This window comes from Propionispira arboris (genome assembly GCF_900109225.1).
Classification (GTDB): domain Bacteria; phylum Bacillota; class Negativicutes; order Selenomonadales; family Selenomonadaceae; genus Propionispira; species Propionispira arboris.
Genome location: NZ_FNZK01000002.1, coordinates 154938 through 178767 on the forward strand (window position 1 = coordinate 154938; position 23830 = coordinate 178767).

Here is a 23830-nt window from a genome sequence, read left to right on the forward strand (position 1 = left end):
GTTTTTATACGATAATGAATAAACAGCAGAAAAAAGGAGGACATGCATGCCGATTTGGAAAAGCAATTTAATTGTCTGTTGGTTTGGAACATTTGTTGCAGCGATAGGAATGAGTCAAATAGTTCCTATTATGCCTCTTTATATAAACCAACTAGGCATTCAAAATACATCTACAATTGAGCAGCTATCAGGAATTGCTTTTGGGATTACATTCATTGCATCAGCAATTTTTTCACCAATATGGGGCTATGCGGCGGACAAGTTTGGCAGAAAACCCATGCTGCTACGGGCAAGCTTTGGAATGGCTATTGTAATTGGCAGTATGGGATTCGCACAAAATGTATATCAATTGATTGGGTTAAGATTACTTCAAGGTGTTATAACTGGGTATAGTACAGCTTGTCTCACACTTATAGCAACTCAAACAGAAAAGGAACATGTAGGATGGGCTATGGGGGTATTTTCAACAGCTACAGTTACAGGTTCGCTGCTTGGACCATTACTTGGTGGATATTTAGATGAAATATTAGGTCTGAAATTTGCATTTTTTCTAACGGGAGGACTGATGTTTGTTGCGTTTTTTGCAACTTTGTTATTTGTTAAAGAGGAATTTGTATCAGGGAAGAAAAAAGCTTTAAGCATGAAAGAAGTGTGGAAACAATTACCGGATTCAGGTCTTATTATAAGTATGTTTGTAACTTCCTTTGTATTTCAACTTGCCTACTATACAATTGAACCGATTATCACTGTATATGTAATGGACATATCAAACAATGCAGCTCATATTGCACTTATTTCGGGTATCGCATTTTCAGCTTCTGGACTTGCCAATATAATAGCGGCTCCCATACTTGGAAAATTATCAGATAAGATTGGACCTCACAAAGTAATATTTACAGCACTTATTGTGGCAGGGCTTTTATTTATACCGCAGGCCTTCGTAACAAACCCATGGCAGTTAATCGGATTGCGGTTTTTACTTGGTTTTGCGACAGCGGGCCTTGCTCCATCCATTAGTACGCTGCTCAAAAAGATAACACCGGATGCTCTGACCGGCAGAATATTTGGCTTTAATATAGCTGCATTTTACCTGGGTATATTTTTTGGCTCTGTGTTTGGCGGACAAATAGCAGCCCATCTGGGTATCCGATATGTGTTTTTTATTACAAGTAGTTTACTTCTTTTAAATGCAATCTGGGTTTATTGTAAAGTGTATAAAAAAATAAATATCTTACAAAATCAAAGTAAATAAGGGGACAATAAAAATGAAAAATTTAAAATTAACAGAAACTGAATTAATGAAAACAGAAAAAACAGCTCTTGTAGTTATAGACTTGCAAAAGGGAATTGTAAATAGGGAACTTTTACCTTATACTGGTGTGCAAGTTGTTGAGAATGCAAGCCGACTAGTTCATGCATTTACAGAGAAGGGAGCTTTTGTAGTTCTTGTAAGGGTTTCCTTTGTAGATGGAAAAGATATGGTTAAGCCAAGGATAGATTCGAAAATGAATCAGGGACAATATCCAGAAGGCTGGGACAACCTTGTGCCTGAACTGAAAAATAGTAAAAACGTTCATGTTATTACAAAAAGACAATGGGGCGCGTTTTATGGTACGGACCTTGATTTACAGTTACGGCGCCGTGGAATTGATACGATTGTATTATGCGGTATTTCTACTGGAATTGGCGTGGATACCACAGCAAGAGAAGCTTTTCAACATGGTTATAATCAAGTTTTTGTAGAAGATGCGATGACAGCTTCTATAAAAGAAGAACATGATTACGTTTGCAAATATATTTTTCCAAGAATCGGTCAAATTCGCACAAGTAAAGACGTAATTTTATCATTAAGATAAACAGTTGATGACGTTTATTACACTTCACCGGGCTTATTTTTTTCTCCCCAACTTGACATAAGCTGCAGTATGGGAATGAGTGTTTCACCTTTTTCTGTTAAGGAATATTCAACTTTAGGCGGAACTTGATGATATTCGTTTCGATAGATCAAATTTTCGGCTTCTAGTTCTTTAAGCTGCTGGCTTAACATCTTATGTGTAATTAACGGTATTGTTCGTTTCAACTCGCCGTAGCGTTGTACTCCATTTTCAAATAATTTATAAAGTATAAGCCATTTCCATTTACCTCCGACAACGGACAATGTATATGTAATAGAACATTTACATTCATTTGGTGACCATTTTTGCATTATTACTCTCCTTTTTGATAGTATCTACCATAAAAGTGCATACTTTTCTTTTTGATAATATCATATACAATTAGAAGCAAGAAAGCAATTAGATAAAAGAAAGGTGACTTTACGTTATGAAAAAAGTAATAGCTATTAATGGCAGTCCAAGGAAAAAATGGAATACGGCTACTTTATTGAATAAAGCACTCGAAGGAGCGGCTTCACAGGGAGCAGAGACAGAGCTTATCCATCTTTATGATTTAAAATATAAAGGCTGTATAAGTTGTTTTGCTTGTAAACTAAAAGATGGGAAAAGTTACGGAAAATGTGCCTGTAAAGATGATTTGACGCCAATTTTTAAAAAAATTGAACAAGCAGATGCACTCATTTTAGGATCTCCTATTTATTTAGGGGTGGCTACTGGCGAAATGAGGTCATTTTTCGAACGGTTGATTTTCCCTTATTTTGTTTATGATGAAAACTATTCCTCGCTTTTTGATAAAAAGATACCAACTGGTTTTATTTATACGATGAATGTAACTGAGCAGCAAATGAAAGACAGCGGATATAATTCTAATCTACAAATAACGGAGTGGGCTTTGAAAAGTGTTTTTGGCGCGTCAGAATCGTTGTTTGTCACTGATACCTATCAGTTTCAAGATTATTCCAAGTATGTTGCACCGAAATTCAATGCCGAGGGAAAAGCGAGACGGCGCGAAGAAGAATTTCCCAAGGATTGTGAAAAAGCCTTTGCAATGGGGGCTAAATTTGCGGCAGGGGTGAATATAGATGGAATTAATTGAGGTAAATCTAGAAAAATGTGTTAAATGCGGGATTTGTATAGACGCATGCCCGACTCGGGTTTTGGTTATGGGAGAAGATGGTCCGGAGTCAAGGCAGCCGCAGAACTGTAATGAGTGCGGGCATTGTGTTGCCATATGTCCACAGGAGGCAATTGACAATAAAAAAGCCCCTTTAGCGAATCAACCTGCTGTACAAGAATTTCCAGTTCTAAATGAAAAAACTGCGCAACAATTTCTTAGGTCTCGCAGATCAATACGCTGTTATAAAAATGTTGCTGTTCCAAGAGACACATTATTAAAATTAGTTGAAATTGCTCGCTTTGCACCTACTGCCAGTAATCGACAGGGTGTGTCTTATCTTATTATCGAAGATAAGGAAATTCTTAAAAAGATTACTGAGATAACAATAGAGTGGATGGAAGCAGAAGTTTTAAAGGACGCACCATCGCATTGGAGTTTTCCTATCCACATTCGTGCTTATAGGGAAAAGGGGATGGATAATATTTTGCATGATGCACCTCATTTGATTTTAGCCATGGCATCAAATGATTTATCAAATGGAAGAGAGAACACGATTTTTTCGCTTGCTTACCTTGAACTTTTTGCAACGTCACTTGGATTGGGTTCCTGTTGGGCTGGACTCATTGAAATGTGCGTATTTGCAAAATATGGTCCATTGCTGGAATTATTTAAAATTCCTCAAGATAAAGTGATAACAGGAGCTGTAATGCTGGGTTACCCTAAATATAGTTTTAAAAGACTGGTTGATCGTAATCCATTAGATGTGACTTGGTTGTGATTAAGATTCACATGGTGAAGCAATAAGTAAATACGATTCATGGTACGTTGTTTCTATATAAAAATAGACGTAGAACAGACTAGCTAATTGAGTAGTCTGTTTTTTTATTGCATGGGGGTAAGAAAAATTTAGGGTAAATATGTTTAATTACAGACAAATACTATAAATAGATAACTGCTATAAGTATTGGATAGATTAATTTTACTTATAGCAGTTATCTATTTATTTTGTTATACAAATGTATACATTGAGTATATAGTAAATACTTATAAAGAATGCACAATGCTATAAGTATTTTTAATATAAGGTATGGTTTTCATAAAAAAGAGCCCTTTCGAACATATTGTATAAAAATTTATATGAGGGCGATTATAAAAATGAATAAAGTAAGATATCTTACAGCATTGAATCTTTTATGAAGTAGGAGTGGTATTTTTAATGGAAATAACGGTAAAAAGCAATTGGGTAGATTTTGGGGACAATATAAACGATCCTCCAAATTCATGGGACTTTTTGACAAAAAGAGGTGTGATCTGTGAATAATTTAACACGTGGTTTATTGGTTTTGTTACTTGGAATTTTAATTTGGTTTTGTCCTGTGCCAAATGGATTACCACTAGAAGCCTGGCGACTTTTTGCTATATTTGTATCGGTTATTGCCGGTTTTATTTTGCAGCCGCTGCCAATTGGGGCGATTGCTTTTATTGGATTAACTTTTACGACATTTGCTAATATCTTGAAACCAGAGGAAGCCTTATCTGGTTTTAGTGGTGACACGATTTGGTTGATTGTATCGGCTTTTTTGTTTGCGAGAGCTTTTACAAAAAGTGGTTTAGGCCGGAGAATTGCTTATTTATTAATAAAACGAATTGGTGATAGTACCTTGAAAATAGGCTATACATTAGCACTGACGGAGCTTATTATTGCTCCGGCTACACCGTCTAATACAGCTCGCGGGGGCGGCATCGTTTATCCGATTGCCCGCAGCCTTGCAGCAGCATTTCAATCAGAACCTGGTGCTTCGGCAAATCGGGTTGGATGCTATTTAATACAAGTTGGATATCAGGCAAATATCATTACTTCTGCTATGTTTATGACATCAATGGCAGCAAATCCATTGATTGCACTTTTGGCAGCACAGACTTTGCATATTGAACTTACTTGGGGCATGTGGGCTGCAGCGAGCAGTGTGCCGGGAATCTTGTCGCTGTTAATTATTCCTTATTTTTTATACAAGGTGTACCCGCCTGAAGTTACCCATACGCCGGAAGCGAAGATTTTGGCTGAGAAAGAATTACAGAGCATGGGCAGTATGACTTTTGCTGAAAAAGTAGTGGCGGCAGTTTTTGTGGGGGCACTTTTGCTTTGGGGTACAGCACAATATACAGACTTAAACGCGACGGTTGTTGCTATGCTGGCGGTTTCAGTCATGCTGATGACGAAGGTTTTGGAATGGAAAGACGTACTCGAAGAAAAGGGTGCTTGGGATACATTTATCTGGATGGGCAGTTTAATTAGTTTGGCGGACTATTTATCAAAACTAGGTTTTATTCCTTGGGTGGCAAATGTTGTCAGTGCAAGTATGCCAGGGATTTCTTGGGTGCCAGTTTTCTTTTTGGTTGTGGCAATCTATATGTATGCACAGTACGGTTTTGCTAGTATGACAGCACATGTTGTTTCAATGTATGCGGCTTTGGTTTCAGTAGCCGTGTGCGCTGGTGCACCACCTTATTTAACAGCACTGGCACTTGGTTTCGCATCAAGCTTATGCGGGTCACTCACGCACTATGCTGCAGGTTCTGCACCTATTTATTTTGGTTCTGGCTATATTACGCAGAGCACCTGGTGGAAACAAGGCTTCATTGTTTCAGTGATTAATCTCATTATTTGGCTTGGCATCGGTGGCGTTTGGTGGAAAGTTCTTGGCTTGTGGTAAATATTGAAAGAAGAAACAAATAAGTGATTTAGTTTAAATTGGAATTCACTGGCTTGTAAATAGAAAGAAGGTATCTTTTTTGCATAAAGTATATACTCGTTAATTGCTCATTTACAACTTGTTATGATGTAGTTATACTGACAATAAGAGATAAAATTTACCAATACATGTTTTTCTGTAAAAATTTTTTGGAGAAATTTATGAAGACTTTATTGAAAAATTTTGAGTTGTATTTCATGATAATTGTATTCATTGCAGGAATGGGTGCCTGCGTATCAGTCCATCAATAGGAAATACAGATGGTTTTGGTGCCCATGGTGATGGGGTTACATTTAAAGAATGTCGTGCTTTACGATGCTTGAGTGTTTAAGCATCGATAACCTTATTGATATTCCAGGAACAAGAGAAGTATTGCATCATAATCTTGCTTATAAAAGTAATCAATTGGACAAAGCGAACCTTCCCGAAGAAAATAACACAGAAAACTCTTGGAATGTAAATGAATCGGATATTTCGGCAAATGATTTTCTGAGTTTGGATATTAGTCAGTTGGCTAAGCCGAGAGAAACGAAAGGAGAATTGCCAGATATAACATTTATGAAGTTGATTAAAAATAGCAGACTTAAAGGCTTGGGCTATTTCAAGTAAATGAAGCATATCTTTGCGGCGTTCTTTAAAATTTATGATTGGAAGTGCAATTGGACAATGAAATATCAACAATTGCAGATGCTTTTTTTTAGTGGAACGGGTAATTCCTTTCGTGTGGCAGTTTGGTTAAAAGAGCTTGCTATTGAAGATGGAATGAAGGCACATATTGCACCTGTTGAGGAGATAAAAAAGTTACAAAATATTGGAAAAGGCTTAAACCTACTGATTGGCATAGTATTTCCAACCCATGCTTTTACAGCCCCCTGGCACTTGCTTCGTGCGCTTTTTCAATTACCACATGGCAATCAGGTTCCTTGTTTTGTTATTGCGACGCGAGCCGGAACAAAAATAGGACCTTTTGCTTTTCCAGGGATGGAAGGGACAGCAGCATATTTAATTGCTTTGATTTTTGCTATAAAAGGCTATTCAGTTTGCGGTGTTCTAGGACTGGATATGCCGTCTAATTGGCTGTCACTGCATTGGGGATTAAGCCAGAAGAATGCGGAATATATTAGCAAAAGAGCGAAATATAGGATCGTGAATATTGCGGAACGGATTCTTTCAGGGAAATGTTACTTTAGCGGGTTTATATCATTGACGCTAGGCCTGTTACTGTTACCAATAACTCTTTCTTATTTGGTATTAGGTCGTTTTTTTATAGCCAAACTTTTTTTTGCGTCTTATCGTTGCACAGGCTGTGGGGTTTGTGCTAAAAATTGTCCTATCGGAGCTATAAAGATGAGTGGAAAAGCAAAGCCCCGTCCTTAGTGGAACTTTTCTTGTGAAAGTTGTATGCGATGTATGGGGTTCTGTCAGCAACACGCTGTCGAAGTAAGTCATTCCTTTGCTGTGATCTTATATTACATAATAAGCGTGCCTGTTTTAGTTTACCTGCCCAATTTACTTGTAGAATCGTCTGTAAAAGGGTGGGTTCAATTATTTTTTCTAGCTTGTTATGTACCATTATCCATTTTTATAGCTTATATGATTTTTCATTATAGTGTCAAAATCCCCCTGATAAATCGTCTGTTTACCTTTACAACTTTGACTCATTTTTATCGACGATACCATGAGGCAGACACACAGTTAAGTGATTTGCAAAGAAAAGAATAGACTTTTTGCAAATTAACATTACAAAGAGCAACGGCAATTTATAAGTGATGACGAAAAAAGCACTAAAGTTGAGGTAATCAAAGGAATTTATTTAATTTAGTACTTTTACACTAAATGATGGCTTTAAATGTTGATTTATGAGAAAATTCTTACATTGCAAAACAATACGTTTATAGTAAACTTATTGTAGACATGGATGCGAAAGGAAGCGGGATGCAATGGTTGTTTCTGGGAAAATTAACACTCGTGGGAAAATTTCTACTCTTACCCCGGCACATCAAGATACTAAATTTATAAATACGGGGAAAACAACGAAAGGTTCTGGAGTTGCGGCAGTTTTTCGAAAGAGTACTTTAGCGGATTATAACGATAAAGAATTAAGTCAGCTGCAAAAAAGTATGCTGAATTTGCAAGACCAAATAGGGAAAATTCAAGATAATGACGATATTGACAGTAAGACCAAAAAAGAATTATTAGAAAACCTGAACAGTCAATTGGAAGAAGTAAAGGCTGAATTGGAGAAAGCCTCAGCTGCCACCACAAGTAAAACAGATGACGACAACAATAAAAAGTCGACTGCGAAAGACTCGAAACCGACAGAACAATCATCGCAAGATGATGTAGTATCAATGGGATCAGATTTAAAACAAGTCAAGGCAGCCAGCAGTACCTCCGTGAAGCTTAAAATGGAAGCTAAATTGGAGAAAAATGAACTTAATCGTGCTATTAATGATCCAAATGAACATTTACGACTAACAGTTTCTGACATCATTACTAAGCGTCAAGATGAGATAGATCGTAAAAATGATTCTGTGGAAACGTTAAATTCGCTTATTCAAGATGTAGAAAAAAACTCGAAAACAAAAGTTAATAATACTAAAAAAGATCCTAAAATAGGGGGTAGTAATACGGAAATAGTTTCTGCGTCTGATAATGGGAATTCAGATGAAAACGCTAAAAAAATAGTGCTGTAGTGCGTAAAGTAACAAAGTTAAATCTATGAAATAAAGAATAGCCGTTGATTTATATGCATATTATGGATGTAAATCAATGGCTATTCTTTTATATATAGACTTTGTTATTGTGAGAGGGATTCAGGTCAGTGTTGGCGAAGTGTATGTAAAGATTTTGTGTTTGAAATGATATATATTAAATGAATAGGTAGAGCTTTGCAATACAATATTTTGGGAGGGTATGAAATGACGAATAAATCAGGGTCATTATTTTTAGCTCCAGGAATCAAAGTAATGCAGCGTTTAGAGTTTTTGCATAAAATACTAGTTTTGCTTGTAATTTTATTGATCCCTATTCTTTTGTTATCATATGCATTTCATGGGGAAATTCGCAAAGTAACGGATTTTGCAGCCAATGAACGGCAAGGACTAAAATATGTTTTGCCGTTATCAGAACTGTTGATAGAGGTAAGTCAGGATACAGCGGACACTTTCAATTTGAATAATAGTGTGGAACTAATTAGTCGCATCGATCAAAATGATGCAGAACTTGGCAAACAATTAAAAACAACAGATCGTTGGCTTGAACTTAAAGCGATGCTCGAACACAAAAGTGTTACAACACGGCAGCAAGTTATTGATAAAACTACGGATTTGATTGCGATCGTTGGTGATTCATCGGGGTTAGTCCTTGATCCAGATATTGATAGTTATTATATAATGGATACAGCTATCGTGCAATATCCAGAGTTATTAAAAAAGACCAATCAAGCAGCAACGGCAGCGATCAAAGATTTATCAAAAACAAATAAAACAATGGATGAGCAAATAGAAATACCGATGCTTGCCGGATCTATTCAATCGACAATTGAAGGTGCGGAAATAGGTGTTAACAATGCTGTCAAAGCAAACACATCCTTAACAAGCGGGTTAGAAGCTTTTGCTGCATCGAAGCGTGCAACAATGAGTCTATTGGAAGAAGTAAATCATACATTGTTGAAAAGTAGTGAAGAAAAAGGTACGGATGTAAATCGGCAATTGATACAAAATCAGTTAAAACAAGTAAATGATCAAAGTGCAGCAGCGTATCGTTTATATTTAAATCAGCTTGATACATTGCTTTTACAGCGTATCAATACGATTACAACCCATGAAAAATCAATTTTATGGGGGATATTTTTTGTTTTTATTATTGCGTTTTATTTGTTATTGGCATTGTATTATTCTTTAAAACAGTCTATTATGTCAATTTTCGATGGGACACACAATTTTTCACAGGGAGATTGGCGTAATTCGATTCAAATTGTATCAAATGATGAGTTTGCAGAAATTACGGATTCATTAAATAAAGTTCGTGAAGGCATACGACCGATGATTCAGAGCATTTTGAATTCAACACAGCAATTAACATCATTGGCTGGTGAACTGACGACGATATCGACACATTTAGAACATGTAGCAGATATCATGGTACAATCTGTTTCTTTGGTTGATGGGGGCGGAAAACAGCAGCTGGGGGCAGTTCATAAAAGTTTGCAGGCCATCGAAAAGATGTCGACCAATATTGAACAAATTACAAATAATACAGTCGTTGCCAAGACTTCTTCTGAACAGACGGCGAATGCCGCTCAAAAAGGAACTGTTTCTATTGATATGGCGGTGGAACAGATGTCAAATATTGAGCGAACAGTTCTTGATTCAGCAAATATTGTAAAAACTTTAGGTGAGCATTCACAAAAAGTTGGACATATTATCGATACCATTTCGGCAATTGCCGATCAGACGAATTTATTAGCTCTGAATGCTGCCGTTGAAGCGGCTAGAGCCGGCGAGCATGGTCGAGGTTTTGCTGTTGTTGCTGAAGAAGTTCGGAAATTAGCGGAACAATCGCAAGATGCGACAAAAGAAATTTCTCAAATCATACAAGAAATTCAACAAGAAACTTGGAAAGCAGTGGATGCTATGCAAGCAGGCACTGGCGTTGTAAAAAATGGGTCCGAGGTAGTGAACACCGCCGGAAAATCTTTTACAGAAATAGCAGATTTGGTCTATCATGTTTCAGGAACCATTCATCAGATTGCTGATACGGTTCAAATTATATCTCAGGCAAATCAAGAAATTATAGTGACTGTTGATGAAATAAAAGATATTAGTAATGAATCGGTTCTTCAAACTAAGAATGTTTCGGAAGCTACGGGAGAACAAACACTTTCGATGAAAGAGATTATCGTATCAAGTCAGACTCTATCAAAAATAGCGGATGAATTGCAGGGAACGGTGAAGTTTTTCAAAATATGATTATTGTTATTTGTTACACAAGAGATGATTTCTTTAATCTCTGGAACTGCATTTCTAATTCCGGCGGAATGGTCGAGCAATGTTGAAACTTCAATGGTGAAACTGGAATGAGAAAAATATATTTAAAAATTTTGATGAATTGGCTTTGATGAATGATATCTATTGTAGGACTACATTATCAAATTACTGTCGATGGTGCGTGGACAATCATTAAAGATTATGGTATGATAAAAAATATGTAAAAGCCACAAAAACTGTCAATGAAGCCGGATGCTCATGTTTTCAATGAAAAAATTTGTAAATATGTGTCATCTGGTTTTTTTTGCTGAAAATTCATTTAATTCAGGAGGAAAAAAATCTATGTTAGAAGAAAAGAAAAAAAAATCAGGCGATATGCTTAGTAAGCTTGGTAACTGGATCATTGTTGCCACAGTTCTAGGGGCAGTTGTTGGGCTTGTTATGGGCGAACCAGCACATATGTTTGCACCTATAGGCGATCTTTTTATGCAGCTCATCAAAATGGTCATTATCCCCATGGTTTTTTTCTCACTTGTCAGTGGCGCAGCAGCGCTGGGGAAATCGAGCAGTGCCGGCAAAATTGGTCTTGTAACTTTTATTTATTATGGGCTGACGACTGTAGTATCCGTGGTGCTGGGAATCGTTTTTGCTGAAGTCTTCAAACCGGGTGTTGGTATCAACATGCATGCTCTTTCAAGTGCAGCTGTCGATGTTGGTAATCTTGCTGAGAAGGCTGCAATGCCAGGATTTTGGGATACAATCATTGGTTTCATTCCAGCAAATCCGTTTAGGGCTCTGGTCGACGGCAATATTTTGCAGATTATTACATTTGCATTATTTGTAGGCTTTGCACTTGCAATGATGTCAAAGGAAAAGAAAGAGTTCATGTTGAAGATTTTTGATTATTTCACGGAAATATTCATTAAAATTATGCTCGCTATCATGTATATTGCGCCAATCGGCGTATTTTGCCTTATGGCAGATGCCACTGGAACCTTTGGTTATGATGTGCTCGTTAAAATTGTGTATCTCATCGTTCTTTATGTCATCGTACTTGCTATTGTCACCTATGTTATGGTCGGCGGTACGGTCGCGGCTTTCTCGAAATGCACAACCTACAAAAACTTTTTCAAGAGTATGTGGAAAGTACAGATTTTTGCATTTTCGACCGCTTCATCGATGGCCACACTGCCGCTCAATATGCGGACAACGATCGATGAATTGCATGTTTCTCGTGAAACTACATCATTTGCCCTGCCACTCGGGGCTACAATCAACATGAATGGGAATGCGGCCTACTATGCAATGGCGGCTTGTTTTCTTGCCCAAATGTATGGCATAGACCTTTCACTGTCGCAGTACATTGCGATCGTTGTTACAGCCTCTCTTGGTGCTGTTGGACAAGCTGGTGTTCCGGGACCAACACTGCTTGTTGTTGCAGTGCTTGCTGCAGCGAATATTCCAATGGATGCTTTACCTATCCTGTTTGGCGTTGACCGTATATTTGATATGCTGCGTACTGCAGTAAATATCACAGGCGATGCAGCCTGTGCAACAATTGTTGATCAGTTTCGCAAGGAAGGCTGAAAATTTTAAAAATTAATAAATTTCATATTTGAAGCATCCTTCGGGGTGCTTTTTTTGTCGGGAAATATGTAAGGCTGATGTGTGTATGTATGTTTACTTTACATTTTCATAACACAGGCGTAACAACCAGTAGCGTTCCTTTTGTTAAAATGAAAATAAAGTATGAAAATGAGGAGGAACTGCTCTGAAACAAATTTATTTTTCGTCAACTCTAATGTGGAATGCATCTGTTCAAGAAATATTTTCCCTGGCGCAAGCCTATGAAGTTGGTGGTATTGAGTTTTGGGCAGAGCAGGCGGAGCTTTTTCATTACAATACGCGTGATATTCGAGTTTTGGCACAAAAATATGACATGAAAGTTGTTGTTCATAGTAAAAGCTGGGATCTCAATTTTGCTTCTATAAATAAGAGTATCCAAAATGCATCGCTGCGCTCGATAAAAAAATCAATTTATTTTGCAAAATTGATTGGTGCCACTGAAGTGACGATTCATCCACCACGCCGGACGTTGCCAATTGAAGGCGCTTTTTATATAAAGAAAACACAAACTGGATTGGAAAAACTTCTCAACTATAGTGTGAAACAGGGGGTGCACCTTTCCTTAGAAATCATGGAAAAATTACCAAACGAAATTATTACTACTCCTGAAACATTAAAAGCAATTTTAGGTACATTGTATGAATCTTTTTTTTACACGATAGATACGGCACATTGTATCGATAAGAAAGAGCTTTTTGCGATTTTGGCGAGTATAGCTCCTGTATCGAAAATTCATATTAGCAATAAAAAAGGTAAGCAGCTCCATACGCCTCTGGATGATGGGGATTTTGATTTTCGGCAGATATTGCCTCACTTGAAAGAATATAATGTCCCATTTGTGATCGAAGGGTTAGAAGTGGAGGCTACCCATCAAGTGCTAAAAAACAATATTGAGTATGTACAAAATATTTTAAAAGAAGCAGTATTGCAATCATAAAAGGAGATAAAATAGTATGGATTTTTTCAAAATTGAAAAACCATAAGAACAGCCCTCTAATTTGATGTCTTTATTTCACACCAAATTAGAGGGCTGTATATAGTTTATGATTGTATTAATTAGGCAAGATCAAAGCGATCTGCATTCATTACTTTATCCCAAGCTGATACGAAATCCCGTAAAAACTTCTCCTGAGAATCAACAGATGCGTATACTTCTGCAATAGATCGAAGTTGTGAATTTGAACCGAAGATAAGATCTACACGAGTGCCTGTCCACTTAAGTTCACCTGTAATCCGATCACGACCCTCAAATACATTTTCATCTTCAGCTGTCGGATTCCATACCGTACCCATATCGAGCAGGTTTACAAAAAAGTCATTGGTAAGAGTTTCAGGCCTATTTGTGAAAACGCCGTGTTTTAATTGACCAAAGTTGGTATTCAAAACGCGCATTCCACCAATGAGAATCGTCATTTCTGGAGCAGTCAATGTCATCAGTTGTGCACGATCCACTAGCAGAGCTTCTGCTGGTATGGAATATTTGCTTTTAAGATAGTTGCGGAATCCATCCGCTTTCGGTTCCAACACTGCGAAAGACGGAATGTCGGTTTGTTCCTGAATTGCATCCATACGGCCTGGAATGAATGGAACAGATATATTATTGCCTGCATCCTTTGCTGCTTTTTCAATTCCTGCGTTTCCACCTAAGATGATTAGGTCGGCAAGTGAAACCTTTTTTGTACCATTCTGTGCGGCATTAAAGTCTGCCTGAATTTTTCCAAGGGTATCAAGAATTACACTCAGTTGAGCCGGTTGGTTCACTTCCCAATCTTTTTGTGGAGTCAAACGGATACGCGCCCCATTTGCTCCTCCACGTTTATCGGATCCCCGAAAAGTTGATGCAGAGGCCCAGGCTGTTGAGACTAGTTGAGAGACAGTTAATCCAGAGGATAAGATATTTCCCTTGATATATAATATATCTTGCTCGTCAATTAATTCACAATTGATTTTAGGAATAGGATCCTGCCAAATTAGTTCCTCTTCAGGAACCTCTGGCCCAAGATAACGGGATCGTGGACCCATATCGCGGTGTGTTAGCTTAAACCAGCCTCGTGCAAAAGCATCCTGAAACTCCTCAGGATTTTGCAAGTACCTCTTCGCAATAGGTTCATAGATGGGATCAAAGCGGAGAGAAAGATCTGCCGTGGTCATCATTGGGCGGTGCTTTTTCGATGAATCATGCGCATCAACCACCATATCTTCTTCATCCACGTCCTTGGCCAACCACTGATTAGCTCCGGCTGGGCTTTTGACTAATTCCCATTCGTATTTGAATAACACTTTCAAATAACCCATATCCCATTTGGTTGGATTCGGTTTCCAAGCGCCCTCAATACCGCTGCCAATTGTATCGCCGCCTTTACCACTACCGAAACTGCTCTTCCAACCAAGACCCTGTTCCTCAATACCAGCAGACTCGGGTTCAGGACCCACAGAAGTTGCCGGCCCTGCGCCGTGACATTTGCCAAAGGTATGACCACCTGCGACAAGCGCAACGGTCTCTTCGTCATTCATAGCCATACGGGCAAAAGTTTCGCGAACGTCTTGGCCGGAAGCGATTGGATCTGGATTGCCATTAGGACCTTCGGGGTTTACATAAATTAAGCCCATCTGCACAGCAGCGAGCGGGTTTTCCAAATCTCGATCACCAGAATAACGTTTGTCACCAAGCCATTTGTCTTCAGAACCCCAATAAATATCCTCTTCAGGTTCCCAAACATCCTCACGTCCACCTGCAAAGCCAAATGTTTTAACTCCCATTGATTCCAACGCACAAGTTCCAGCAAGAATCATTAGATCGGCCCAAGAAATTTTTAGTCCGTATTTTTGTTTCACTGGCCATAGTAGTCTGCGAGCCTTGTCCAGGTTAACATTGTCAGGCCAGCTGTTGAGTGGAGCCAATCTTTGCGATCCAGACCCTGCACCGCCACGCCCATCATTGATGCGATAGGTACCAGCACTGTGCCATGCCATCCGAATGAATAATGATCCGTAATGACCATAATCAGCAGGCCACCATTCTTGTGAAGTGGTCATTAGTGTATAAAGATCTTTTTTCAAGGCTTTAAAATCCAGACTTTTAAATTCTTTCGCATAAGTAAAAGAATGATCCATCGGGTTGGAAAGAGATGAATGTTGATGCAATATTTTCAAGTTCAGTTGATTCGGCCACCAATCTCGATTTGAGGTTCCTCCTCCGGCAATCGCTTTTTGAGACATACCTGTTACGGGACATTTGTTATATTCACTCATAAAATATTCTCCTTTCATCAACTACGTATAATAGTTGTTTAAATGGAATAATTATTATATACAATATTCTTTCTATATCTACAAAACCCTTTTTTGTCTGGAGAAAAGGATTTTTCTTGCAAATATTTTTATAAACTTATTTTTGGCAGGATGTTTATAAGGCAGTTGAAAGCTAACTGATAGGTCTTTTTATTATATTTTCTCCATTATACAAAGAAGTACCCTATAGAGTAGACTCTTTTTTCATTGTCTACTACTCTATAGGGTACATTTTAGAATTTCATGGAGGTATTTTATATGGTCAATGCTTTTTTGATTGCGGTACTTACACCTGAATTATTATTATCATTTGTCAAAAAAGAGGCAATTGCTTTAATTTCCGGAACGGCATTTCCCATTCCGGCAGAATGGTCGGGGAATTCTTCAAACATTGTAATATCATTTAAACCATCACCAATGACCATAACCTCATCTCTTTCAATCCCCGCATCTTTTGCAATACGTTTAAGTATCGCTCCTTTTGTTGCCGTGGCATCATTGATTTCAATATTTGTTGCAAAACTTGCCGATACAGATATACCATCGATCTTTTCCATTTGTTTTCGAAAAGCAGACATTTCTTCGGCATTATCACCAAAACTAATAAATTTGGCAATTTTAATATCACTAGCCATAAAAGCATTTATATCTTTAATATATTGCATACGACGAAAATGGGGATCGTGGAGAAGGTATCGAAAAATCTGCAGCATACTAAAATTCGCATGATAGATACGGACTCGTTTAATCATATCGCAGAACAATTGAAACATTGTACTGGAAGTATAACAACCCTTATTTGTATAAATTTCAATGGCGAACTTTTTCGTTTGCTGCATCATAGAAAATATTTTACGAGCTTTTTCCTTTTCAATATAAACACCATCAATGCAATCTCCGGCAGCATTGAAATATTCAGCACCATTCATTGTAATACATTCACATTCTAATCCATATTTATCAAGAAGCAGCTTCACATCATCATAAAGGCGTCCTGTGGCAATGACAAAGCGTATATTTTGTTGCTGTGCTTTTTTTATCATATGACAATTTTCTGCGGAAATTTCATGACGGCTGTTTATTAATGTTCCATCCATATCGGCTGCAATAAATTTAATCATTATTCAAATCCTCCTGACAAAATAATAGTAAATAATATAATAAGCGTATACCAAATTGCCACAATTGTAAATTTAATCCTAAAAAAAGCTCACTGGTATGCACGTATGCTTACTTTACATTTTCATAACACAGACGTAACAACCAGTAGCATTACTTTTGTTAGAATGAAAATAAAGTATGGAAATGAGGAGGAACTGCTCTGAAACAAATTTATTTTTCGTCAACTCTAATGTGGAATGCATCTGTTCAAAATATTTTAAAAGAAGTAGTATTGCAATCATAAAAGGAGATAAAATAGCATGGGGTTTTTAAAAAAACGAGTTTGGGCAGGTCTGCTCACTTTCTTTACGGTAGCTGTACTTTTAACAGGCTGCAGCAGTCAGAACGCAAGTGAAACTTCGCCTGATAAACTAAGCGGTAGTATAACCGTTTATACGTCACAACCGGAAGAAGATATTCAAAAATTGATTGAAAAGTTTAATGAGGAGCAGCCAGATATTAAGGTAAATGTTTTCAGGAGTGGGACTGAGGAAGTGGTCAGCAAAGTGTTGGCGGAAAAAGAAACTGGAAATGTACAGGCCGATGTTCTTTTGGTAGCGGATGCAGCGACTTTTGAAGAACTCAAAGGAAAAGATTTGTTGATGAGTTACCAATCACCTGAACTTAAAGGAATTAGTAAAGAATACTATGATGCTGATTATACTTATACGGGTACGAAAATTATATCGACAGGAATTATTTATAATAAAAACATAATTAAAATAGCACCAACTTCATATAAAGACTTAACAAAAGCAGAGTTTGAAAATAATGTTATTATGCCAAGTCCGCTTTATTCCGGCGCAGCTGCTTATAATTTGAGTGTGCTTACACGTACAAATGGTATTGGATGGGAATATTATCAATTGTTAAAAGACAAGGGAGCTAAAGTTGATAAAGGTAATGGCACAGTACAAAAAGCAGTGATTGATGGTCGTGTCGGCAGTGGTATTATTGTTGACTATATGGCATTGCGAAGTAAGAAAAAAGGTGCACCCGTTGAGTTTGTTTACCCAAGTGAAGGATCTTTAACTATTACAGAACCTGTTGGAATTTTAAAAGCTACAACACATGTAGAACTTGCTAAAGCTTTTGTTGATTTTATCTTATCGGAAGCAGGACAAAAGGTAACTGCTGAAATTGGCTATACGCCGATTAAATCTGGAGTAAAGGCACCGGAAGGATTCAAATCTGTTGATGAAATCAAAAATATAACCTACGATTTAGCGACACTTGTCAAAGCGCGGCAGGATGATAAGGAAAAATTCAGCAGAATTTTCAATTGAAATATAGGAATCACTTCAAGACTGTGGCCTATCCACAGTCTTTTTTATAGGAGACTATTATGCGTAAAATTGTAAAAGACCATCTTACAAAATCATTCCTCTATTTTACAATATTTTTTGTGTTTCTTATGCCGCTTCTCAAATTATTTTTCATGAGTTTTAGTGGGATGGATGGTATTGGCATAGAAAATTATGTTTTGTTACTTCAGGATAATCGGACCCCTGAGGCAATATACAATACCATGTTTATTGCTGTTTTTTCTACAGTGTTATCCCTTCTTTTAGGGGGACTATTTGCTTTTTTTATTGCCTATACCAATATACGAAAAAAACGGTTGATTGAACTTATGGTATTGGCTCCATTTATCATTCCGTCGTATATTATTGCTCTTTCTTGGAGTGGCTTACTAGATACTGGAGGTGTGCTCCAGATGAGTTTTACCAATTTACATATTCCAGTTCCTAATATGTATAGTATAGGTGGTATCGTTTTTGTCATGGGCCTTTGTCATATGCCGATTGTTTATTTGTCTGTTCTTAGTACCCTGCGTAAAATTTCGAAAGATTTGGAGTGGGCAGCCAGAACGTCTGGTTATACTACGTCGCAGACGCTTATGAAAATTAATTTTCCGCTTGCAATGCCAGCATTTATGAGTGGTGGCATTTTGGCATTTCTAGCAGCAATTGATAATTTTGCGATTCCAGCTTTTTTAGGAATTTCCGCTAATATACCAGTCCTTAGCACTTCTATTTATGAAAAAGTCATTAGCTTTGGACCAAGTTCTTTTAATATGGCTGCCGCACTGTCTGTAATATTATCCATTATTGCAATCGGTGGCATTACATTGCAAAATCTTTTGATTAGAGGAAGTTCTAATCAAGACAGTATGCAGGAAGATTTTTCAGCACGAATTTTTTTAAGTGAGCCAAGAAGGCGAAATTTGCAGTGGGGATGCATTGTTTTTTTAGGTAGTATAGATATGGTTCCCCTGCTTCATATGTTATTGACAGCTTTTCAAAAAAACTATGGAATGCAGATTGCAATAGACAATCTTTCTTTGTATAATTTTTCTTTTTTAGCAAATAATCATGGTGTGTATCAGGCAATCTACAACAGTGCAATATTATCAATACTTACTTGTGTTATTTGTATTATTATAGGGACAGCCTGTGCCTATGCTAAAGTACGTTACCAAAATCGTGCGGCTATGGTCTTAGAATCCGCAGCATCATTAACCTATGCGATTCCAGGCATTGTAATTGCTTTAGCCATGATTTTTCACTGGGGAAAGATTCCACATGTTTATGGATCGATCGGAATTCTTATTTTGGCGTATAGTACAAGATATTTAATTTTACAAATAAAAAATAGTACAACAGCGATTCTGGCAATTCATCCTGCCCTCGAAGAAGCCGGAAAAATATTTGGTGCCAATGAGTTGCGAATTTGGAAAACAATAGTCAGTCCTTTACTTTTACGCCCAATTTTAACAGGGGCTTTTCTGATTTTTATTTCTGCACTGACTGAATTGAGTCTTTCCTCGATGCTTGCTTCTGCTGGAACAAAAACGGTAGGACTTTTTATTTTTAATCTTCAACAAGGGGGCGACTATAATTTATCCGCCGCTTTGTCAGTACTGATTGTCCTTATTGTTTTGCTAGCTTATGGTATAGTTGAATATTTAAATCGTCAAAAAACTTGTTAAGTATAGAAGAAACTTTATGGTTATCAATTTAATAGGAGGTAAATTTAATCATTATGAGTTTAAGGATAGAACATATTACCAAAAAATTTGATGCAGCCACGGTTCTTTCAGATATTGATCTGGAAATTCGAGACGGAGAATTTATCTCTATTTTAGGTCCTTCTGGTTGTGGGAAAACGACATTATTGCGTATTATTGCTGGATTTTTAACACCGACAAGCGGCGAAATTAAGTTTAATGACAGGTTGTATGCAAGCAACAACTATTCTGTTCCTGTTGAAAAACGCAATCTGGGGATGGTTTTTCAATCGTTTGCACTTTGGCCGCATATGACGGTGAAAGAACATCTGGCATTTCCCTTACAAAGCCAAAAAGTGCAGCAGAGTAAAGACGTAGAAAATAGGATTATTGATAAAATTCTTGCGGTAACTGGGCTGGAAAAATTAGCCAACAGCCTTCCTGGAGAATTATCCGGTGGACAGCAGCAAAGAGTTGCTCTTGCCAGGGCTATGATAAATAAGCCGAAGCTTTTGCTTATGGATGAACCACTTAGTGCATTAGATGCGGACTTGAAACTCAGTATGCGACAAGAAATACAGAATATACATAAAATCACGGGTGCAACTATCCTTTATGTTACCCATGACCAAAGTGAAGCACTGGCTATGTCAAATCGCATTGTCGTCATGAAAGATGGGACTGTTGAACAATTTGGTACGCCAGAAGAAATCTACGGAAAGCCACAAACTCTTTTTGTAGCAGCTTTTGTTGGTAGACATAATATGATTTCAGGAAAATGGGATGGCAAGCAGTTTATTTGTAAAAACGGTACTGCTTTTCCGGCGGTGCCGCCAGCAGAGTGTTTCATAGAGAAAGGAATTTGTCCGCTTCGTCCCGAAGAACTTGAAGTCAATCGAGATAATATTGGAATTTGTGTTGAAATTGTCAGCAAACAATACAATGGGCGGGAGTTTCTCTATACTGCAGTTGATGCCGATAAAAAAACTTATCATTTCTATGCAATCGTCACAATGCTTTTTTCCGCTGGACAAAAAATACATTTAACAAAGAAATCTGTTTAATGTTAGCTTTGGCAATTTTAGATTCACTGCAAAGAATCAAAATTTAAAAATCATAAGAAAAACCCTCTAATTTAATGCATCTATTTCACAGCAAATTAGAGGGTTATATATAATTTTGGATCATATCAGCAGGAAAGATCAAAGAACCCTGCATTCATCCAGACTAAAAATTCATTCTGTAATACTTGTGTAAGCCTCCAATGTTAGGTAAAATAAAACTAATATTTAGAGGTCTTTGCTATGACAAATAAAAAAATAGAGTGGACTGTATGAATCAAATGCTTTTAAAAGAATTGAATCTGAATTAACGAAACGTTGATGTTGAATTTTGCGAAAAGAGGTGAACAGGATGATTGGACCGAATAAAAACATGCTATATCCTAATGAAAATATCAAGACAGTTTGTTATATTAGCAATTTGCCGAAACGGGTTAATGTTGAGATTGGAGACTATACCTACTATAGTGATAACAAAAAGTCACCAGAGAATTTTTACGATAACATAAAACATCATTATGAATTTTTAGGCGATAAATTGATTATTGGAAAATTCTGTGCGATTGCGGAAGGCATCACCTTTATCATGAATGGTGCGAATCATCGAATGGATGGTTTTACTACCTATCCATTTTATATTTTTAGTGGTGGCTGGGAAAAGGTTACACCTCAACTTGAACAGCTGCCTTTTCGTGGCAATACGGTCATTGGTAATGATGTATGGATCGGTCAATATGTGACGATTATGCCAGGCGTGAAAGTGGGGGATGGCGCAATTATCGCAGCAAATTCAACTGTTGTAAAAGATGTGGAACCTTATTCCATCGTTGGCGGAAATCCTGCTGTACCCATCAAAAAACGGTTTTCTGACGAGATCATTGAAATATTGTTGAAACTTCAATGGTGGAACTGGAATGAGAAAAAAATATTTAAAAATCTTGATAAATTGGTTTCGGCACATGACATTGCTACTCTTAAAAATTTAGTTACATAAAAAGAAGCTCCTATCTAAGGTGTTAACTTGAGATAGGAGCTTCTTGTATTATGATTGAAGCAATTTTAATAGAATATAAAGACAGTCACTTATTTTAACCGGGTTGATTTATACTTTAAAGAATGCAATTGCATCGTGCAAGGTCCTTGCCGTAGCTGCCAATTCCTGACTGGCTGCTAATATTTCTTCGATGGAAGCGGAATGTTCTTCTGTTGCAGCTGATACAGTCTGTGTTTTTCCAGCGGCTTGTTTTCCAGCGGTTTCTATTTCTTTAACGGCTGAGGAAATTTGTTGGCTGCCGGTTCTCATTTCTTCAATGGCGGCTGTTATTTCATTGCTCTGTAATGAAACATTATTAACCAGTAGAGAAATGTCTTTGAAATTTTGTCCGGCATCTTCAACGACTTGTGCACCACGTTTTACTTCCTGGCTGCCTTGATTCATTGCTGACACGGCTTTTTCTGTTTCCGTTTGGATATCACGAATCATATTACCAATTTGGTCAGCAGCTTCTTTGGACTGTTCTGCTAGTTTACGGACTTCTTCTGCTACAACGGCGAATCCTTTTCCGTTTTCTCCGGCTCGGGCAGCTTCAATTGCTGCATTGAGTGCCAATAAATTTGTTTGTCCGGCTATGCCTGAGATTGTATCGATGATTTGACCAATTTCGCTTGAACGTGCACCTAATTTTTCAACTGCTTGTGCTGACGATGCAACGGTCGATTCTATGCTGTTCATTTGTTGGTGAACCGACTCGGCTGATTGTGATCCGGTAGTAGCGGCCGTGACCGTTTTAGCAACGGAATCCGTGACCGTGGCAGAGCTTGCGGCAATTTGCGTTATAGAGACTGCTAACTGTTCCACGTTCCGTGACGTTTTATCAATAACGGCGGATTGGTTTTCTGCATTTTGTGCTACTTCCTCAACGGCTGTAGCAATTTGTCCAGTGACGTTGGTGGCATCTTCAGCACCTCGTGTTAAATCCTTTGAAGAAGAGGCGACTTGTGCCGAGGCTGCGGCAATATTTTTAACCAATGATTGTAGCTGATTTGCCATAAGGTCAAATTCTTTTGTTAGTTGACCAACCTCATCTTTATAATATACTTCATGAACCTTGCGGCTTTTAAGATCTCCCTGTGCTAATCTATGTACTTCTTCTAATAAGCCTGCCAATGGTGTGGAAATAAATCGGCTGATTATCCAGCCAAAGCCGGCGGAAAGCAAGACTGCTAAGAGTGTTATTGTCATGCTGATTCGATCGTTGTATATGGCTATTTCTTCACTTGCTTTCTCGTCTTCTTCTGCTTTTTGTTGATTATATTCGACAAGGTCATCAAGCAGTTTATTGATTGTTTCTAAATGATTGAAAGCATTTTTGAGAAAATAAGCATGGCCGGCTTCATTGTTTCCAGCTATAGCCATATCTAAAGATTTTTGCCATTCGTTGCGATAAATTTGTGTTTCATCTAAAAGTTGAGCAAATGTTTGCTGCTCGGTTGAATCAAGCTTTCCTTGCTGATATTGATTCAGCAGGGAAATGTATTGTTTTTTATGTGTATCAAGTGTTTGTAAAAGAGTCTGCTGTTGTGATTTGTCTTTGCTTAAAAATATGGATAGCGTTAGAGCTTCATTTCTACGACTTTCTGCTCGGCTTGCATTGAGCCATTCAATTGGCTGCAGTCGGTTTTGATACATATTGGTCATTTTTTCTGCTAAAGTTCCAGCTGCATAATGTCCAACATAGCCAACAATAGCTAAGAAAAAAGACATGAACAAAATTAGCAATATAATTTTCCCCATGGTTTTGATATTACGTAAATGCATCATAGTTTATATCTCCTTACAGGATACTTGGGTAGAATTAAAATAGTATAAATTCAATGCGACAGCAAAGAAAACTAAAAAAAATAGCACCCCAAAGTCCTATTTTT

19 protein-coding genes are annotated in these 23830 nt (G+C 37.5%); 15 read left to right on the forward strand and 4 right to left on the reverse strand.

All coding sequences use genetic code 11. The features are described from left to right. The first annotated feature begins 46 nt into the window (after nt 1-46). Both BMY14_RS02645 and BMY14_RS02650 read left to right on the forward strand, forming a co-directional pair. Nucleotides 47-1252 carry a multidrug efflux MFS transporter gene (locus BMY14_RS02645; protein WP_091828921.1) on the forward strand — a complete coding sequence of 402 codons (1206 nt, stop codon included), beginning with the start codon at nt 47-49 and terminating at the stop codon, nt 1250-1252. A gap of 13 nt (nt 1253-1265) precedes the next feature. Then, nucleotides 1266-1856 (forward strand): hydrolase, encoded by a 591-nt coding sequence (locus BMY14_RS02650; protein WP_091828923.1) that lies wholly within the window; start codon nt 1266-1268, stop codon nt 1854-1856. Nucleotides 1857-1873: 17 nt separating this feature from the next. On the opposite strand, the gene BMY14_RS02655 is transcribed toward BMY14_RS02650, so the two are convergent. Continuing rightward, nucleotides 1874-2206 carry a winged helix-turn-helix transcriptional regulator gene (locus BMY14_RS02655; protein ID WP_091828926.1) on the reverse strand — a complete coding sequence of 111 codons (333 nt, stop codon included), beginning with the start codon at nt 2204-2206 and terminating at the stop codon, nt 1874-1876. 116 nt (nt 2207-2322) lie between these two features. Here BMY14_RS02655 and BMY14_RS02660 point away from each other — a divergent pair, with 116 nt between their 5' ends. From BMY14_RS02660 to BMY14_RS02700, 9 genes are all read left to right on the forward strand, one after another. Then, the gene (locus tag BMY14_RS02660; protein ID WP_091828928.1) at nt 2323-2991 is read left to right on the forward strand and encodes a flavodoxin family protein; all 669 of its coding nucleotides are present in this window, start codon (nt 2323-2325) and stop codon (nt 2989-2991) included. Continuing rightward, nucleotides 2978-3790 (forward strand): nitroreductase family protein, encoded by an 813-nt coding sequence (locus BMY14_RS02665; protein ID WP_091828929.1) that lies wholly within the window; start codon nt 2978-2980, stop codon nt 3788-3790. Before BMY14_RS02660 ends, BMY14_RS02665 begins: the two co-directional genes overlap by 14 nt. A 535-nt stretch (nt 3791-4325) precedes the next feature. Continuing rightward, a complete protein-coding gene (locus tag BMY14_RS02670) occupies nt 4326-5726 on the forward strand; it encodes an anion permease (RefSeq protein ID WP_091828930.1) in 1401 nt (466 codons plus the stop codon). Nucleotides 5727-6080: 354 nt separating this feature from the next. Beyond that, nucleotides 6081-6374: a DUF4990 domain-containing protein gene (locus tag BMY14_RS02675; protein ID WP_143063138.1), complete on the forward strand. Its 294-nt coding sequence runs from the start codon at nt 6081-6083 to the stop codon at nt 6372-6374. A gap of 57 nt (nt 6375-6431) precedes the next feature. Beyond that, nucleotides 6432-7142: an EFR1 family ferrodoxin gene (locus tag BMY14_RS02680; protein ID WP_218144867.1), complete on the forward strand. Its 711-nt coding sequence runs from the start codon at nt 6432-6434 to the stop codon at nt 7140-7142. 563 nt (nt 7143-7705) lie between these two features. Further along, nucleotides 7706-8461 (forward strand): hypothetical protein, encoded by a 756-nt coding sequence (locus BMY14_RS02685; RefSeq protein WP_091828932.1) that lies wholly within the window; start codon nt 7706-7708, stop codon nt 8459-8461. A gap of 225 nt (nt 8462-8686) precedes the next feature. Continuing rightward, complete coding sequence (locus BMY14_RS02690) at nt 8687-10738, forward strand: methyl-accepting chemotaxis protein (protein ID WP_091828934.1); 2052 nt, start codon at nt 8687-8689, stop codon at nt 10736-10738. Nucleotides 10739-11098: 360 nt separating this feature from the next. Continuing rightward, entirely contained in the window at nt 11099-12343 is a 1245-nt protein-coding gene (locus tag BMY14_RS02695) for a dicarboxylate/amino acid:cation symporter (protein ID WP_091828937.1), read from the forward strand. A gap of 214 nt (nt 12344-12557) precedes the next feature. Continuing rightward, a complete protein-coding gene (locus BMY14_RS02700; protein WP_091828940.1) occupies nt 12558-13319 on the forward strand; it encodes a sugar phosphate isomerase/epimerase family protein in 762 nt (253 codons plus the stop codon). Nucleotides 13320-13438: 119 nt separating this feature from the next. Here BMY14_RS02700 and katG read toward each other — a convergent pair whose 3' ends face one another. Both katG and BMY14_RS02710 read right to left on the reverse strand, forming a co-directional pair. Beyond that, nucleotides 13439-15634: a catalase/peroxidase HPI gene (katG, locus tag BMY14_RS02705; RefSeq protein WP_091828945.1), complete on the reverse strand. Its 2196-nt coding sequence runs from the start codon at nt 15632-15634 to the stop codon at nt 13439-13441. 293 nt (nt 15635-15927) lie between these two features. Continuing rightward, the gene (locus BMY14_RS02710) at nt 15928-16794 is read right to left on the reverse strand and encodes a Cof-type HAD-IIB family hydrolase (RefSeq protein ID WP_091828947.1); all 867 of its coding nucleotides are present in this window, start codon (nt 16792-16794) and stop codon (nt 15928-15930) included. Nucleotides 16795-17094: 300 nt separating this feature from the next. Between BMY14_RS02710 and BMY14_RS02715 the strand changes: the two genes are divergently transcribed. The 4 genes from BMY14_RS02715 to BMY14_RS02730 all read left to right on the forward strand — a co-directional run bounded on the left by BMY14_RS02715 (nt 17095) and on the right by BMY14_RS02730 (nt 21899). Next, entirely contained in the window at nt 17095-18120 is a 1026-nt protein-coding gene (locus BMY14_RS02715) for an ABC transporter substrate-binding protein (RefSeq protein ID WP_091828949.1), read from the forward strand. A gap of 152 nt (nt 18121-18272) precedes the next feature. After that, nucleotides 18273-19826, forward strand: a complete 1554-nt coding sequence (locus tag BMY14_RS02720; protein WP_245741230.1) for an ABC transporter permease — start codon at nt 18273-18275, stop codon at nt 19824-19826. Nucleotides 19827-19879: 53 nt separating this feature from the next. Next, a complete protein-coding gene (locus BMY14_RS02725) occupies nt 19880-20908 on the forward strand; it encodes an ABC transporter ATP-binding protein (RefSeq protein ID WP_091828953.1) in 1029 nt (342 codons plus the stop codon). Between the two features lie 349 nt (nt 20909-21257). Beyond that, complete coding sequence (locus BMY14_RS02730; protein ID WP_091828955.1) at nt 21258-21899, forward strand: Vat family streptogramin A O-acetyltransferase; 642 nt, start codon at nt 21258-21260, stop codon at nt 21897-21899. Nucleotides 21900-22007: 108 nt separating this feature from the next. Here BMY14_RS02730 and BMY14_RS02735 read toward each other — a convergent pair whose 3' ends face one another. Continuing rightward, nucleotides 22008-23726 carry a methyl-accepting chemotaxis protein gene (locus BMY14_RS02735; protein ID WP_091828957.1) on the reverse strand — a complete coding sequence of 573 codons (1719 nt, stop codon included), beginning with the start codon at nt 23724-23726 and terminating at the stop codon, nt 22008-22010. Nucleotides 23727-23830 lie beyond the last annotated feature (104 nt).

What these genes read in the sequence shown, in the direction of transcription:
- BMY14_RS02645 (WP_091828921.1), top strand. Translation starts at nt 47, where the DNA reads ATGCCGATTTGGAAAAGCAATTTAATTGTCTGTTGGTTTGGAACATTT.
- BMY14_RS02650 (WP_091828923.1), top strand. Translation starts at nt 1,266, where the DNA reads ATGAAAAATTTAAAATTAACAGAAACTGAATTAATGAAAACAGAAAAA.
- BMY14_RS02655 (WP_091828926.1), bottom strand. Translation starts at nt 2,206, where the DNA reads ATGCAAAAATGGTCACCAAATGAATGTAAATGTTCTATTACATATACA.
- BMY14_RS02660 (WP_091828928.1), top strand. Translation starts at nt 2,323, where the DNA reads ATGAAAAAAGTAATAGCTATTAATGGCAGTCCAAGGAAAAAATGGAAT.
- BMY14_RS02665 (WP_091828929.1), top strand. Translation starts at nt 2,978, where the DNA reads ATGGAATTAATTGAGGTAAATCTAGAAAAATGTGTTAAATGCGGGATT.
- BMY14_RS02675 (WP_143063138.1), top strand. Translation starts at nt 6,081, where the DNA reads ATGCTTGAGTGTTTAAGCATCGATAACCTTATTGATATTCCAGGAACA.
- BMY14_RS02680 (WP_218144867.1), top strand. Translation starts at nt 6,432, where the DNA reads ATGAAATATCAACAATTGCAGATGCTTTTTTTTAGTGGAACGGGTAAT.
- BMY14_RS02685 (WP_091828932.1), top strand. Translation starts at nt 7,706, where the DNA reads ATGGTTGTTTCTGGGAAAATTAACACTCGTGGGAAAATTTCTACTCTT.
- BMY14_RS02690 (WP_091828934.1), top strand. Translation starts at nt 8,687, where the DNA reads ATGACGAATAAATCAGGGTCATTATTTTTAGCTCCAGGAATCAAAGTA.
- BMY14_RS02695 (WP_091828937.1), top strand. Translation starts at nt 11,099, where the DNA reads ATGTTAGAAGAAAAGAAAAAAAAATCAGGCGATATGCTTAGTAAGCTT.
- BMY14_RS02700 (WP_091828940.1), top strand. Translation starts at nt 12,558, where the DNA reads ATGTGGAATGCATCTGTTCAAGAAATATTTTCCCTGGCGCAAGCCTAT.
- katG (WP_091828945.1), bottom strand. Translation starts at nt 15,634, where the DNA reads ATGAGTGAATATAACAAATGTCCCGTAACAGGTATGTCTCAAAAAGCG.
- BMY14_RS02710 (WP_091828947.1), bottom strand. Translation starts at nt 16,794, where the DNA reads ATGATTAAATTTATTGCAGCCGATATGGATGGAACATTAATAAACAGC.
- BMY14_RS02715 (WP_091828949.1), top strand. Translation starts at nt 17,095, where the DNA reads ATGGGGTTTTTAAAAAAACGAGTTTGGGCAGGTCTGCTCACTTTCTTT.
- BMY14_RS02720 (WP_245741230.1), top strand. Translation starts at nt 18,273, where the DNA reads ATGAGTTTTAGTGGGATGGATGGTATTGGCATAGAAAATTATGTTTTG.
- BMY14_RS02725 (WP_091828953.1), top strand. Translation starts at nt 19,880, where the DNA reads ATGAGTTTAAGGATAGAACATATTACCAAAAAATTTGATGCAGCCACG.
- BMY14_RS02730 (WP_091828955.1), top strand. Translation starts at nt 21,258, where the DNA reads ATGATTGGACCGAATAAAAACATGCTATATCCTAATGAAAATATCAAG.
- BMY14_RS02735 (WP_091828957.1), bottom strand. Translation starts at nt 23,726, where the DNA reads ATGATGCATTTACGTAATATCAAAACCATGGGGAAAATTATATTGCTA.